At 73.1% G+C, this 13411-nt stretch carries 10 protein-coding genes; 2 read left to right on the top strand and 8 right to left on the bottom strand.

Translation table 11 applies throughout. The features are described from left to right. Positions 1–2: 2 nt before the first annotated feature. Complete coding sequence (locus GTY67_RS02930; RefSeq protein WP_161277672.1) at positions 3–449, bottom strand: Lrp/AsnC family transcriptional regulator; 447 nt, start codon at positions 447–449, stop codon at positions 3–5. Between the two features lie 88 nt (positions 450–537). Between GTY67_RS02930 and GTY67_RS02925 the strand changes: the two genes are divergently transcribed. Beyond that, a complete protein-coding gene (locus tag GTY67_RS02925; protein ID WP_161277671.1) occupies positions 538–1050 on the top strand; it encodes a rhodanese-like domain-containing protein in 513 nt (170 codons plus the stop codon). A gap of 58 nt (positions 1051–1108) precedes the next feature. On the opposite strand, the gene GTY67_RS02920 is transcribed toward GTY67_RS02925, so the two are convergent. After that, entirely contained in the window at positions 1109–2797 is a 1689-nt protein-coding gene (locus GTY67_RS02920; RefSeq protein WP_161277670.1) for a DUF885 domain-containing protein, read from the bottom strand. A gap of 118 nt (positions 2798–2915) precedes the next feature. After that, a complete protein-coding gene (locus GTY67_RS02915; protein ID WP_093694683.1) occupies positions 2916–3404 on the bottom strand; it encodes an Lrp/AsnC family transcriptional regulator in 489 nt (162 codons plus the stop codon). Positions 3405–3463: 59 nt separating this feature from the next. Here GTY67_RS02915 and GTY67_RS02910 point away from each other — a divergent pair, with 59 nt between their 5' ends. After that, entirely contained in the window at positions 3464–4711 is a 1248-nt protein-coding gene (locus GTY67_RS02910) for a PLP-dependent transferase (protein WP_161277669.1), read from the top strand. Here the strand turns inward: GTY67_RS02910 and GTY67_RS02905 are convergent. The 5 genes from GTY67_RS02905 to GTY67_RS02880 form a co-directional block, all read right to left on the bottom strand. After that, positions 4611–6029, bottom strand: a complete 1419-nt coding sequence (locus GTY67_RS02905; protein WP_161279943.1) for a GNAT family N-acetyltransferase — start codon at positions 6027–6029, stop codon at positions 4611–4613. The two genes, GTY67_RS02910 and GTY67_RS02905, sit on opposite strands and share 101 nt — an antisense overlap. 111 nt (positions 6030–6140) lie before the next feature. Beyond that, positions 6141–8849, bottom strand: coding sequence for a DUF6493 family protein (locus GTY67_RS02900; protein ID WP_161277668.1), 2709 nt, complete (start codon positions 8847–8849; stop codon positions 6141–6143). Next, positions 8846–10222: an SWIM zinc finger family protein gene (locus GTY67_RS02895; RefSeq protein ID WP_161277667.1), complete on the bottom strand. Its 1377-nt coding sequence runs from the start codon at positions 10220–10222 to the stop codon at positions 8846–8848. Before GTY67_RS02895 ends, GTY67_RS02900 begins: the two co-directional genes overlap by 4 nt. Positions 10223–10336: 114 nt before the next feature. Continuing rightward, positions 10337–11917 (bottom strand): alkaline phosphatase D family protein, encoded by a 1581-nt coding sequence (locus GTY67_RS02890; protein WP_161277666.1) that lies wholly within the window; start codon positions 11915–11917, stop codon positions 10337–10339. A 545-nt stretch (positions 11918–12462) separates the two neighbouring features. Continuing rightward, positions 12463–13293 (bottom strand): alpha/beta fold hydrolase, encoded by an 831-nt coding sequence (locus GTY67_RS02880; RefSeq protein WP_161277665.1) that lies wholly within the window; start codon positions 13291–13293, stop codon positions 12463–12465. Positions 13294–13411 lie beyond the last annotated feature (118 nt).

Here is a 13411-nt window from a genome sequence, read left to right as displayed (position 1 = left end):
GTTCAGCGGCCGATCGCGCGGCGGGGGAGCGGCGAGGAGTAGACGACGCTGGTGGTGACCGAACCGAGTGCGCCGATCCGGCCGGTCACCTCCTCCAGGTGGCGCATGGAGCGGGCCGTCACCTTGAGCACGAAGCAGTCGTCGCCGGTGACGTGGTGGGCCTCCACGACCTCCGGGGCCGTCTCCAGGAGGTCGTGGAACGGCTTGTAGTTGCCGTGCGGATAGCGCAGCCGTACGAACGCGAGGATCGGCAGCCCCAGCCGCTCGGCGTCGACCACCGCGGCGTAACCGCTGATCACGCCGGTCTCCTCCAGACGCCGCACCCTCTCCGTCACGGCGCTCGGGGACATGGCGACGGCGCGGGCCAGCTCGGCGAAGGTGGCGCGGCCGTCGCGCTGGAGGACGTCGAGAATGCGCCAGTCGGTGGCGTCGGGGGAATAGTCGGTCACATCGCCGAGACAACACGGAAATCCCCGGCCGATCAAGGGAAGCGCCGGGGAATTCCTCTTCCTGGTCCCCGTCGACGGTCATAGGTTCATGGTCGTGACCTCCCCGACCACGGCTTCCGCCGCCCCTGCCGTCCCCGCCCCCAGCTCCGTGCTGCGCGTCCCGCCCGCCTCCCCGGCCGTGGCGGCCGCCTACTTCGGTGCCTCGCTCGCCTTCCACGCCGATGTCTCCGACGTCGCCTCCGCGCTCGCCGCCGACGGCGACCCCGGGTTCGTCCTCGTGGACTCCCGCTCCACCGCCTCCTGGGACCAGGGGCACATCCCCGGCGCGGTGCACCTGCCCACCGGCCTCATTCCCGAGCAGGCCGCCCGGCTGCTGGACCCGGCCGTCCCGGTCGTCACGTACTGCTGGGGGCCGGGCTGCAACGGCGCCACCCGCGCGGCCCTGGCGCTCGCCCAACTCGGCTACCAGGTCAAGGAGATGCTCGGCGGCTTCGAATACTGGGCGCGCGAGGGGTTCGCCTTCGAGACCTGGGAGGGCGGAGAGCGGCGCGCCGCCGACCCGCTCACCGCGCCGGTCGACGACGCCGACTGCGGCTGCTGAGCGGCGGACCGGCCCCGGCCCTGCCCATCGGGCGGGGGCCGGTCCGAGGCGGGACGGGTCAGAGCCGGGACAGCTCGTCCACCAGGTCGTCCAGGCCGAGCGACCCCTGGGAGAGCGCCGCCATGTGCCAGGCCTTCAGGTCGAACGCGTCACCGTGGGCGGCCCGGGCGTTCTCCCGGCCGAGCAGCCAGGCCCGCTCGCCCAGCTTGTAGCCGATGGCCTGGCCCGGCATCGAGAGGTAGCGGGTCAGCTCGCTCTCCACGAAGTCGGCCGGCCGCCCGCTGTGGCTGCCGAAGAACTCCTGCGCCAGCTCGGGCGTCCAGCGCTCACCGGGGTGGAACGGCGAGTCCGCCGGAATCTCCAGCTCCAGGTGCATGCCGATGTCCACGATGACCCGGCAGGCCCGCATCATCTGCGCATCCAGATAGCCCAGCCGCCGCTCCGCGTCGGGCAGGTAGCCCAGCTCGTCCATCAGCCGCTCCGCGTACAGCGCCCACCCCTCGGCGTTCGCGCTGACCATGCCGACCGACGCCTGGTAGCGGGAGAGGCTGTCGGCGACATGCGCCCACTGGGCGAGCTGAAGGTGGTGGCCGGGAACGCCCTCGTGGTACCAGGTCGAGACCAGGTCGTACACCGGGAAGCGGGTCTCGCCCATGGTGGGCAGCCAGGTGCGCCCGGGGCGGGAGAAGTCCTCGGAGGGGCCCGTGTAGTACGGGGCGGCCGCACCGCCGGGCGGGGCGATGCGGGACTCCACCCTCCGTACCCGCTCGGCCAGTTCGAAGTGTGTGCCGTCCAGCGCCTCGATGGCCTCGTCCATCAGGCCCTGGAGCCACTCGCGGACCTCTTCGACCCCTTCGATGTGCGTGCCGTGCACATCGAGGTGGGCTAGCGCCTCCCAGGGGCCGGCGCCCGGAAGGATCTTCGCGGCCTCGCTCTTCATCTCGGCCAGCAGACGGTGGTACTCGGACCAGCCGTACGCGTACGCCTCGTCGAGATCCAGGTCCGTACCGTTGTAGTGGCGCGACCAGCGGGCGTAGCGCTCCCTGCCCACCGTGTCGGGCGCGCCCTCGATCGCCGGGGCGTAGACGTCACGCATCCAGTCCCGCAGGGCGGCGACGGAGTCGGTCGCGAGGCGGGCGGCCTCGTCCAGCTCCTCGCGCAGCGCCTCCGGTGCCGGGGCGACGAACTCCGTGAAGAACGCCGTGCTCTCGCCGTCGCCGCTCCACTCCGTGAGCTGCCCGATGAAGGTGGCGGTCGCCCGGGGCCCGGCGTACAGCTTGCGTTCGAGGCCGAGCGCGAGCGAGGCGCGGTACCCCTCGTACGCGGCCGGCACGGCACGCAGCCGCTCCACGATCGCCGCCCAGTCGTCCGTCGTCTCGGTGGGCGTGACCGTGAAGGCCGAGATGAGGCTGTGGGCGGGGGAGTGCAGGTTGGAGACGGTCCGGAGTCCTTCCTCCGCCTCGTGCACGGCGAGTTCCGCCGTCAGCCGCTCCCGCAGGAGCCGTCCGCAGCGGCGTTCCTCATCGCTTTCGGCGCCCGGCTGGCGCTCCGCGTCGTCCAGCTTCAGCAGCGTGGCGCGGAGGAGGTCGGCGACCGCTTCCTGACCGGCCGGTGAGAAGTCGGGCAGGCGGCGCGAGCTTTCGCGGTCCCCCAGATAGGTGCCCGTGATGGGGTCGAGTTCGATGATTGCGTCGACGTAGGTGTCGGCGACCTGACGGGGCAGCGCACTGCTCGAGGTGTCTGACATGCCGCCATCCTCCAACGGCGGGCCCTTTTCCGTCACCACCGTTGATGGGCGTGCGTCCGAAAGACGATCACGGCCGACGATCAGGCCCGACGATCGGAGCGGACCGGTGCACCGGCGTTCACGGGCGGTCCGGCTCGCCGGGCGGCAGCAGCGGTCCGCACTCCCACTGCTGGAAGATCAGCCGGGTGTCCACCCGGGCCACCTCCCGGCGCGAGGTGAACTCGTCCAGGACCAGCCGCTGGAGATCCGCCGCATCGGCCACCGCCACCTGCACGAGATAGTCGTCGGGGCCGGTGAGATGGAAGAGCGCACGGGACTCCGGCAGGGCCCGGATCCGGTCGACGAACGGGCCGATGAGCTCGCGGCGGTGCGGCCGGACCTGCACCAGGAGCAGCGCCTGGAGACCCCGGCCGAGTTTCGCCGGATCCAGCCGGAGCTGATCGCCGAGGATGACCCCGGAGCGGCGCAGCCGGGTCACCCGGTCCAGGCAGGTCGAGGGCGCCACTCCGACCTCGGCCGCCAGCTCCCGGTAGGTGCTCCGTGCGTCGTTCTGCAACAGCCGCAGAATGTGCAGATCCACCGGGTCCAGAGCGACAGAATCAGCCATGCGCCGAACATAACACGGTCTTTTGCCCCTACGAGCCGGTAACTGTTCAGAGTGTTGTCATGGACAACGAAGTCTCGATGACGCCCCCTGCCCCCACCCCGTCCAGGGCGCTGGCCACCGAAGCCGTGCACGCCGGACGCGACGACCTCGCCTCTCTCGGCCTGCACGCCCCTCCGCTGGACCTGTCCACCACCTACCCGTCCTACGACTCGCGCGGCGAGGCCGAGCGGATCGACGCCTTCGCCACCACGGGCGCCCGGCCGGACGGCCCGCCCGTCTACGCGCGCCTCGACAACCCGACGACCGCCCGTTTCGAGACGGCGCTCGCCCGGCTGGAAGGGACCGAAAGCGCCGTCGCGTTCGCCAGCGGCATGGCGGCCCTCACGGCGGTGCTGCTGGCCCGCGCGAGCATGGGGCTGCGGCATGTCGTCGCCGTCCGGCCCCTCTACGGGTGCAGCGACCACTTGCTGGGCGCCGGGCTGCTGGGCACCGAGGTGACCTGGACCGACCCGGCGGGCATCGCCGACGCGATCCGCCCCGACACCGGCCTGGTCATGGTCGAGACCCCGGCCAACCCCACCCTCGCCGAGATCGACATCCGGGCCGTCGCCCACTCCTGCGGCTCCGTTCCGCTGCTCGTCGACAACACCTTCGCCACCCCCGTGCTCCAGCGCCCCGTCGAACACGGTGCCCGGATCGTCCTGCACAGCGCCACCAAGTACCTCGGCGGCCACGGCGATGTGATGGGCGGGGTCGTCGCCTGCGACGAGGAGTTCGCGGCCACGCTGCGCCAGGTGCGGTTCGCCACCGGCGGGGTGCTCCACCCGCTGGCCGGCTACCTGCTGCTGCGGGGCCTGTCCACCCTTCCGGTCCGGGTACGGGCCGCGTCGACGAGCGCCGCCGAACTCGTCCGCAGGCTCACCGCCGACCCGCGGATCGCCCGGGTGCACTACCCGGAGATCGGCGGGGCGATGGTCTCCTTCGAGGTGTACGGGGACCCGCACGCCGTGATCGCCGGCGTACGGCTCATCACCCCCGCCGTCAGCCTGGGCAGCGTGGACTCCCTGATCCAGCACCCGGCCTCCATCAGCCACCGCATCGTGGACGAGGGAGACCGGCAGGCGTCCGGCGTCGGGGACCGGCTGCTGCGTATGTCGGTCGGGCTGGAGGACGTCGAGGACCTCTGGGCCGACCTGTGTCAGGCGCTCAGCGACGGGACCGTTCCGCAGGCTCGGGTGCGGAAGGCTGAGCGGTCCGCCCGTCCGGCGCACGCGTCGGCTCCGGAGCACTCGTCAGCCGCGCGGTGATGACCAGGGTGCCCTCCTCGATCTGGTAGTCGAGGGGCAGTTCCAGGGCGCGCATCGCGGCGACCATGCCGGTGTTACGGGACTGGGTGACGGCGTACACGCTCTCGCAGCCCGCCTCCTCGGCGAGCTGCACCAGCCGGCCGAGCAGCTCCGAGCCGATGCCCCGGCGCTGCCAGTCGTCCTCGACGAGGAGGGCCACCTCGGTCTCGTCGCCGTCCCACAGGAGGTGGCCGAGCGCCACCAGCTTGCCGGAGGCGGTCTGGACGGCCAGGGTGCGGCCGAACCGGGGGCTCAGCAGGTGGTCCAGGTAGCGGTCGGCGTCGCCCACCGGGCCGTGGTAGCGCAGGCCCAGGGTGCCGGGGGAGCACCGGTCGTGCATGGCGCGGGCGGCGGCGAGATCGCTGCGGTCGGCGCGGCGCACGGTGATCTCGTTGCCCTCGGGCAGCGTGAGGATGTCCTCGCTACGGGGCACCCGCGGGCCGAGCCGGGCGTCCAGCTCCACCAGGGCGCGGGCCCGGGCGAACTCGGTCGGGGTGAACGGCAGATACGGCCGCTCCACGGAGATGACCCCGCCGGACGGGTCGCGCAGCCGCATCACCGTCTCCTCCAGCACGCCCTCGACCGGGGCGCTCTCCCCGGTCGGGCGGCCGGTGATGGAGACGGCGGGCAGCGAGTGGATCGTGCACCGGCCGAGCAACTGGCGCAGCGCGAGCGGCAGTTCCGCCGCGTCGAGGGCCGTGCGGGTGGCCAGCGAGAGCACCCGGGTCGGGGTGTCGACCAGATCGTGGGTGTCGGCCCTCTCGATCCAGGTGGCGGTGCCGCCCGCGGCCGAGATCTGCCGGGTCAGCTCCGGCGCCGGGAGCGAGGCGGGCGCCCGCAGCAGGAACTCGTCGACCGTGCCGTCCGCGAGCGGGTGGGTCTGGAGCGTCAGGATGTCGATACGGAACCGGGCGAGCACCAGGCACAGCGCGGCCAGACTGCCCGGGGCGTCGCGCACGGTCGTCCGCATCCGCCACAGCACCGTCTCCTCCGCCCCGGCCCCGTCGATCGGGTCGGTGGCCCCGGCGGGTGCCGGATCGGACGTGCCGGGATCCTTCGGCGGGGGAGCGTTGCTGTGGCGCCGCGCCCACCAGGTGTGGAACGTCGCCGTGGCCACCAGGGCCACGGCCGACGCCATGAGCAGGTAGGGCCCTTCGGGCTGGTGCCCGATCAGGTTGGCGATGGCGTCGGCCACGGCGACCGCGGTGAAGAGCGCGGCCAACTCGATCAGGTCCCGCCGCCAGTGGTGCGGGCGGCGGGCGGTCTTCGAAGATGTCACATCAGTCATATCCTTACTGTGAACGTATGGTGTTGCCTGATCACGAACACCTTGTGACTGATGGGTTAAGTATGGATCTGATCACCTATCGTCGGTTTTCAGCCGTATTCTTCACCCCTTGAAGGTCTTCAACAGGCGGGCGGCCTGCCGGACGGTCTGCGAGGACCCCTTGCGCCCGGCCGTCCCGGCCAGCCCGGCGATCGGCTCGATCCCTTCCGTACCGCAGTGCTCGGCGCACTCCGCTGCCACCGCCAGCAGATCCCCGATCCCTCGGGGAGCCTTCTCGTACGCCAGCAGGGTGGGCAGCGCGGCGGCCAGCACCCCCAGCACGGTCCGGTACGCACCGGTCGCTGCCGCCGTCCGGGCGGAGTCGGCCAGCCGGTTGACCTTGACCAGGTCGTGGTCGACGAGGACCCCCAGCTCACGCCCGAGCAGCGCGGTGTCCAGCCGCCCCCGCGCGGCCACCACGAGGAGCGCGTCCACGGCGGATATCCGGTCCTCGGGGTGCCGGGAGCCCAGCCCGTAGGCCAGGGCGAGGTGCACCGCGACACCGGCCTCGCCCCCCGTCTCGATGAGCGGCGGCAGGAACCAGGCCCCGCCCCTGGGCCCCTCGTCGGCGGTGCGCAGCAGATCCGGCATCAGCCAGGCCGCCAGGGTCTCCCCGTCCTCCGGCAGCGTGGCGATCCAGTGCGCGCACTGCTCGGCACCCCAGTGGTAGCACTCCCGCGTACTGGGCACATGGGCACGGCCCAGCCAGTGGAAGGAGCGCGGGAACTCCTGCTGGATCAGCAGCCGTTCCTTGGTGGCGAGCAGCACGTGCCGCACCCCGGAGGCCGACCGCTGCCACCAGTTGCCCGCCGAGGGCCGGTCGTCGGCCAGCCCGTGGCGCAGGACCGGGACCACCGGCTCGTCGGCCCGTATCCACGCGGCCAGCCGGTCCCCCTCCGGTGTGCCGAGCGCCGCCGCGGCCTCGGCGGCCACCGACGCGCCGCTCCGGCGCACGCGCAGCAGCGCCTGGGAGAAGTCGGCGGGCCCCGGGGCGACCCCGAGGCGCTGATACGTCCGCAGCTTCTCGACCAGCTCCGCCGCGTCCAGCGAGCCGGTGTGCCAGGTCGGCGTGGCGAGCAGGAAGGGCACCCGGCCGGAGCGCACCGCACCGGCCGCCTCCCACGCACGGGCGAGGAGCACCCCGTTCAGTGCGGCATGGGCGCAGGTCCCCGTCCCCGTCCAGCGCCCCTTCCCCTCGGTGATGTCCTTGTCGGAGACCCCGCCGAGGAGCGAGCCCACCACCAGGGCCAGCGCGTCGCTCGGCGTCATGTAGGCCGGCTCGGGCCGCCGGTCAATGCCGTGTTCGATGAGCCACACCCCGGCCAGGGCCTCTCGGAGCGCCTCCGCCAGCCCGGCCCGCTCGGTGCGGGCCACGCGGACCAGCCCGTCCAGCGTGCGCTCGAAGGCGGAGATCCCGGACGCCGCGGCCAGGGCCCCGGGAGTGGAGCCCTGCCAGGAAGAACGGGACTTCACCTGGGCCGCCACCTCCTCGACGAGCTCCGCCACGGTCTGCGGCGCCGGGGCGAGGAGGGACAGGGCCGGCACGGGTGGCAGCAGCTCCTCGTACGGGCCGTCCGCCGGTGCCTCCTCGCCCGCCGTCCCGAACAGCGCGGTGACCGCCTCCCGGTGCAGCGGCCCCAACTGGGCGGCCGCGAAGGACAGCTCCTCCCGCAACGGCGCGTCGTCGGCCGGAAGGTGGCGCGCGATCAGCTTGAGCGCCCGCTCCTGGAGCGCGATGTCCTCGTTCCCGAAGGCCTCGGCGACCACCGGAAGCAGCTCACCCGCCGTCGAGGGGTCCCGGCTCAGCACCTTCCCCAGCAGGATCAACTGGCCGCGCACCAGCTTCTTCTCCCGGCGGAAGAGCACCGAGCCCGACACCTCCGCGAGATCCCGGGTGGAAAGCTCACCCCGGGCGTCGAGACGCGCGAGCACGTCCTGGGCATGGGAGGCCACCACCGAGACGGCGTCGGCCGCCATCCCCATCCAGTCGCGGAGGTGGTTCCTCTCCTCGTCCTCCGTGGGGCTCAGCTGCTGGAGCACCGCGAGGAAGAACCGCTGGTCACCCGTCTTGCCGCCGCGCACCAGGCGGGTGACGCACCGTTCAACCAGCTGCGACCGGTCCAGCACCCCTTCCTCGGCGAGTGCGCAGAGTGCGGCCGGCCAGTGGTCCGGCGAATCCGGTGTGTCGTACCAGCCGACCTGGGGCGGAAGCTCCGGCAGCTCGAAGAGCCGGGGTGCCAGCACGGCGACGTGCGGGTCGGAGCGCAGGAGGCCGACGAGCGGCACCCGGCTGCTGGTCCTGCCGTTCCACCGCGCCGAACTGATGCGCTCCGACCAGCCCTCCACGACACTGTCCGTCGCCGGGATCGGGCACCCGGCCATCCGCGCCAGCTCACTGATGAACGTGTACTCCGCCTCCGAGTCCATCGCGCGGCCCGCCAGCCGCCCGGCGAGGTCGCCGAGCCAAGCCGGTTCGCGGTCCCCCAGCGCGACGAGGATCAGCGGATACGGGGACCGCGACCAGCTGCGCAGGTCACGGCCGCCGATCCAGGTGGCGCAGCCCGCCGCGCCTGTGTGGCAGCCGGCCCCGGCCACCAGGAGCGCCTTGCGGATCTTGTCCTGGCGCTGCCACTCCCAGCCCCGGGCCTCCTTGCGCAGCTCCTTCAGCTCGGCCAGCGCCGCCCTGCGCCCGGCCCGGTCCAGCTTGAGCACCAGCGGCGGGACGGCGTGGTGGTGTCCGTTGCGGACAGCGGTGATCAGGTCGTCGCTCATCGCACGCCTCCGGCGACCGTCGCGCCGCGCCGGGCCATCGTCACGGCAAGGGCGTGCTTGCACGGGCCCCGCTTCCCCCGGTAGTCCGCCCACCACTGGCAGGTGCAGGTGAGCCTCCCGTCGCTCTCGCGCACCTGGTAGCGCCGGTCGCCGGAGGCCACGGAGGCCAGCGCGCCGTCCAGCGACACCGCCCCCGCACCGGCCAGCTCGCGGGCGGCGACCAGACGCGGGTTGTGACGCTCCGCCCGGTCCGCGTCGTAGGGCAGCTCGCGGTGGAAGTAGGCCGCGTCCGCCAGGTCGTAGCCGACCCGGCCCGCCGTGCCGAGCCGGGTGAGCGCGGCCCGTACCCTCTCGACACTCAGCCCCGACTGCTCGGCCAGGGAGGCCGGTTCGATCGTGGGCTCCCAGGCGAGGAGGACCGAGACCAGCTCGGCGTCGGCCGCCGCCTCATCGGTGGCCAGCGCCTCCAGGACGCCGCCCTCGCCCGAGAACCCCCGCGAGGAGTCCGGGGACAGCGTCAGCGTGAGCCGCATGCCCGGCAGGACCACCTCCCACGCGCTCGCCACCGGCGCACCGTCCACCACCGGAGGCCCGTACACCCGCAGCGCCGTCGCATGGCGCAGCACCCGCTGGAGAGCCACCAGCCGCTCGGGCCCCGGCAGGCACACCGCGCCCGGCACCGGCCGGGTCGTCGGCCGCAGCCCGGACCCGGAGGCGACCACCCACTGAGCGCCCCGCCCCGCGTTCCCCGAACCCCGGGGCAGCGAGCGCAGGAACGCCACCGCCCGGGCCGCCGGCAGCTCGGCCCGCAGATCGAACCCCGCCGAGGCCACCTGCGCCTCGGCGAACCCCCGCAGCCACCGGTCCGGCAGCGGCACCTTCTTCTCCACCACCGGCCCGTCCAGCGTGGTGACCGCCAACTCCTCGGGGCCCACCCGCAGATGCAGCGGGTCGTCCGCCGTTATCCGGGAAAGGGCCTCCCGCAGCGGATTGTTCACGTCCACATTGGTCGTACCGTGGCCCGTCCGCTCCCCGTCCAACCCCTCCTGGAGCACATCGAGGCGTGCGTACACCCCGCAGCAGCCGGAGAACGACTCGAAGCGCAACCGGTCCCCGTTCCCCGTCACCACCGGGTCGAGGGAGGCGGGCAGGGTGCGCTGGTAGTAGCGGGCGGCGGCCACGTCGGCCACCGCCAGCAGCCCCCGGGCGGCGATGCGCGGAGCGGAGAGGAATCCGGCGAAGAAGCGCGGATGCGCCTCCGCCCCGCGCGGGGTGAGACCGCCCGCGGTCTCCAGCCCGAGGGCGGCTCCCGCCTGCGAGGACTCCAGGGCGGACGGGCGTGCGTAGGCCAAGGCCTGAACGGATCGGGTCATGGAGAAAACGGTAGGACCCACCACTGACAACGGGCCCTGGCACAGGCGTCCGTGCAGGTCAGAGGCGGTCCCCGGGCTCTCCGCCGGTCCGGGGCGCAGGCGCTCCCGGCGCCCTCACTGACCGACGCGCCCCGGCCGCAGCACCTTCGTGAACAGCACCGCGCCGCCCTCCGCCCGCAGACGCACCGTCAGATCCGCGCTGTGGCCGTCGATCTCGACCTCTCCGAAGAACTGCGGAGACTCCATCGGCGACACATTGGCCCGGTCCGGCGCCCGCACGAAGACCCGGTCCGGCCCGAACGTGCCGTCCAGCGCGTTGGCCGGAAATCCCCCTGCCGCCAACGGGCCCGAGACGAACTCCCAGAACGGCGCGAAGTCCTTGAACGCCGCCCGCTCGGGGGCGTAGTGCTGGGCCGAGGTGTAGTGCACATCGGCCGTCAGCCACAACGTGCCGGTGACCTTGCGGTGCTTGATGAACCGCAGCAACTCCGCGATCTGGAGCTCCCGTCCGAGCGGAGCACCCGGATCGCCCTGCGCCACCGCCTCGAAGTCCGTCGCCCCGTCCGGGACCACCAGGCCCAGCGGCATGTCGGCCGCGATCACCTTCCACACCGCACGGGACTCGGCGAGGGCGCGTTTGAGCCAGCGCAGCTGCTCGGCGCCGAGGATGCCGGTCGTGTCGTCGGCCTGCCGGTTGGGGGAGTTGCGGTTGCGGTGCGAGCGCATGTCGAGGACGAAGACGTCCAGCAGCGGCCCGTGGTGGACGGTCCGGTACATGCGGGACCGCCGGGAGGAGCCGTGCGGCGCCGACACGGGGAAGTATTCGCCGAAGGCACGTGCGGAACGGGCCGCGAGGATGTCGACGTTCTTCTCGGTGTAGCGCTCGTCGTCGAGGATCTGGCCGGGGTACCAGTTGTTGCGCACCTCGTGGTCGTCCCACTGCACGACGGAGGGGACCTGCGCGTTGAAGCGCCGGAAGTTGCTGTCGAGGAGGTTGTAGCGGAAGTTCCCCCGGTACTCGTCCAGCGTCTCGGCGACCTTGGCCTTCTCCTCGGTCATGACGTTGCGCCACACCCTGCCGTCGGGCAGCGTGACGCTCGGCTGGAGCGGCCCGTCCGCGTAGACGGTGTCGCCGCTGCACAGGAAGAAGTCCGGGTCGAGGCGGCGCATCTCCTCGTACACCCGGTAGCCGCCGATGTCCGGGTTGATGCCCCACCCCTGCCCCGCGATGTCCCCGGACCACAGGAAGCGGACCCCGTCCCGGCGCCGGGACGGAGCGGTACGGAAGGTTCCGTACACCGGCTTTCCCGTACGGCGGGGGTCGTGCGGGTCGGCCAGCGTGACGCGGTAGTGCACCTGCTCGCCCGCCGGAAGCCCGTACAGCGGAACCGTCCCGGTGAAGTCGCTTCCCGGGCCGATCAGCGGCCCGTACCAGCTCCGGGCGCGGCGGAAGGACTCGGTGGCCGAGGTCTCCACCACCATCCGGGCGGGCCGGTCCGACCGCACCCAGACCAGCGCCGACGAGGCGGTGACGCTCCCCACCTGCACGCCCCAGGCCGCCTCCGGCCGCCCCGCCAGGGCCAGGGCGGGAGCCGCGCCGACGGCTGCGGGCAGAGCGGCCGCCGCCGGGACGAGCAGAGAGCCCCGCAGAACGGTACGGCGGCCGGGCGAGGGGATACGCGGGCGGTGCGGCATCGGAGCGCCTCCAGGGCGGTGGGCGGAACGGGCGGGCGGAGGCCGCAGCGCTCCGTCTCGCCGGAGCCGGTCTCCGCCCCCATGCCTAGTGGGCCGCGGAAGCCGCTGCCCCAACGCCGGGTGAACAAGGCCGGTCCAAGGCGCCCTCAGGGACAGCCACTTGCGCCCGGTGCCCGCTCGGCCGCGAGCAGTTCGACGCCCCGGGAGACCTCACACCCCCACACGCGCGTAGCCGAGCACGAGCGCCACCGAGCCGTCCTCGGGTCCCGCGTCCCCGCAGCCGCTCAACGGCCGCAGCGCGATGCCCGCCCCGGCCGCACGGCTCAGGAGCGCCCCCTCGGGACCGCGCGATCGCCGCCGTACAGTCCGCGCTGTCCGGCCGAACACGTCACCCTCTTCTCCGGCCTCGTCCCGGTCTCCGCCGCGCTGACCGCACCGCTCGTCGGGGCGGGGACGTACGGGATGGCGCAGGGCGCGGGGAGCCTTCTGGCCGGCGTCGGGGTGGCGCTCGGCTCAGGAGTGCTGGGAGGCCCGCGCCCCGCCCCTCAGCGGCTGGTGTCGAGGATGACCCGGGCCACCAGCGCCGGGTCGTCGTTCATCGGGACGTGCCCGCAGCCGGGCAGCCGTACGAGCCGGGCCTCCGGGATCACGTGCTTGGCGCGGATCCCCTGCTTCCGGAGGAGGATGCGGTCGCGGGTGCCCCAGGCGACGGTGACGGGGATGCCCTTCACATCCTCGGTGAAGGAGATGCTCCCGCCTGCGGCCAGCGTCTGGTGGAAGCCGGTCGCTCCTCGCAGGGCCAGGGTCTCGGCGACGACGGCCTCGGGGGAGCGCCTGCCGGGCCGGGCGTAGATGGTACTGGTCAGCGCCGTACGGCCGGCCGCGCTGCGGGAGAGCCGTTCGATCGCCGGCACCGGGAGGGCCAGTGCGGCGCGGCGCATCGCCCGCAGGGTGGTGAAGGCGTAGCGGCGCTCGGGCTCGTTCCAGAAGCCCGCGGGGGAGAGGGCGGTCACCGAGCGGACCAGCTCCCTGCGCCCCAGCTCCAGGGCGAACAGGCCCCCGAGGGAGTTGCCGGCGACGTGCGGGCGGTCCAGGCCCAGCGCCGAGAAGAGGGCTCCGAGGACCGAGGGGACCGCCTCCAGGGTGTACGGGACTCCGTCCGGCAGAGCGGGAGAGGCGCCGAAGCCGGGCAGGTCGACGGCTATCACCTCGCGCTCGGCGGCCAGGATGCGCGTCACCGGGTCCCAGGCCTGGTGGTGGTGGCCGATGCCGTGGAGCAGGACCAACGGTTCACCCGCACCGGTCCGTTCGTACTCCACCGAGACCGGACGGGGGCCGTGCGCGGAATCGACGGTGAAGGAGACCGTGGTGGTCATGGAGCTGCTCCCTGGAGTGGGTAGACATCGCGTCAACAACAATTACCGTCCGGTAGCTTGGAGTTCAAGGGCTCCGGCGATTCCCGCTGGACACCACCTGGCGGGTCGGCTGGGATGG

The sequence above is a fragment of the Streptomyces sp. SID8374 genome (assembly GCF_009865135.1).
Lineage (GTDB): Bacteria > Actinomycetota > Actinomycetes > Streptomycetales > Streptomycetaceae > Streptomyces.
Note: the sequence above shows the minus strand (reverse complement) of the source record. Positions and strands in the feature narration are given on the sequence as shown.

Excerpts from the sequence above, each read along its gene's own strand:
- GTY67_RS02925 (WP_161277671.1), top strand. The coding sequence starts at position 538 with ATGGTCGTGACCTCCCCGACCACGGCTTCCGCCGCCCCTGCCGTCCCC.
- GTY67_RS02920 (WP_161277670.1), bottom strand. The coding sequence starts at position 2,797 with ATGTCAGACACCTCGAGCAGTGCGCTGCCCCGTCAGGTCGCCGACACC.
- GTY67_RS02915 (WP_093694683.1), bottom strand. The coding sequence starts at position 3,404 with ATGGCTGATTCTGTCGCTCTGGACCCGGTGGATCTGCACATTCTGCGG.
- GTY67_RS02910 (WP_161277669.1), top strand. The coding sequence starts at position 3,464 with ATGGACAACGAAGTCTCGATGACGCCCCCTGCCCCCACCCCGTCCAGG.
- GTY67_RS02900 (WP_161277668.1), bottom strand. The coding sequence starts at position 8,849 with ATGAGCGACGACCTGATCACCGCTGTCCGCAACGGACACCACCACGCC.
- GTY67_RS02895 (WP_161277667.1), bottom strand. The coding sequence starts at position 10,222 with ATGACCCGATCCGTTCAGGCCTTGGCCTACGCACGCCCGTCCGCCCTG.
- GTY67_RS02890 (WP_161277666.1), bottom strand. The coding sequence starts at position 11,917 with ATGCCGCACCGCCCGCGTATCCCCTCGCCCGGCCGCCGTACCGTTCTG.
- GTY67_RS02880 (WP_161277665.1), bottom strand. The coding sequence starts at position 13,293 with ATGACCACCACGGTCTCCTTCACCGTCGATTCCGCGCACGGCCCCCGT.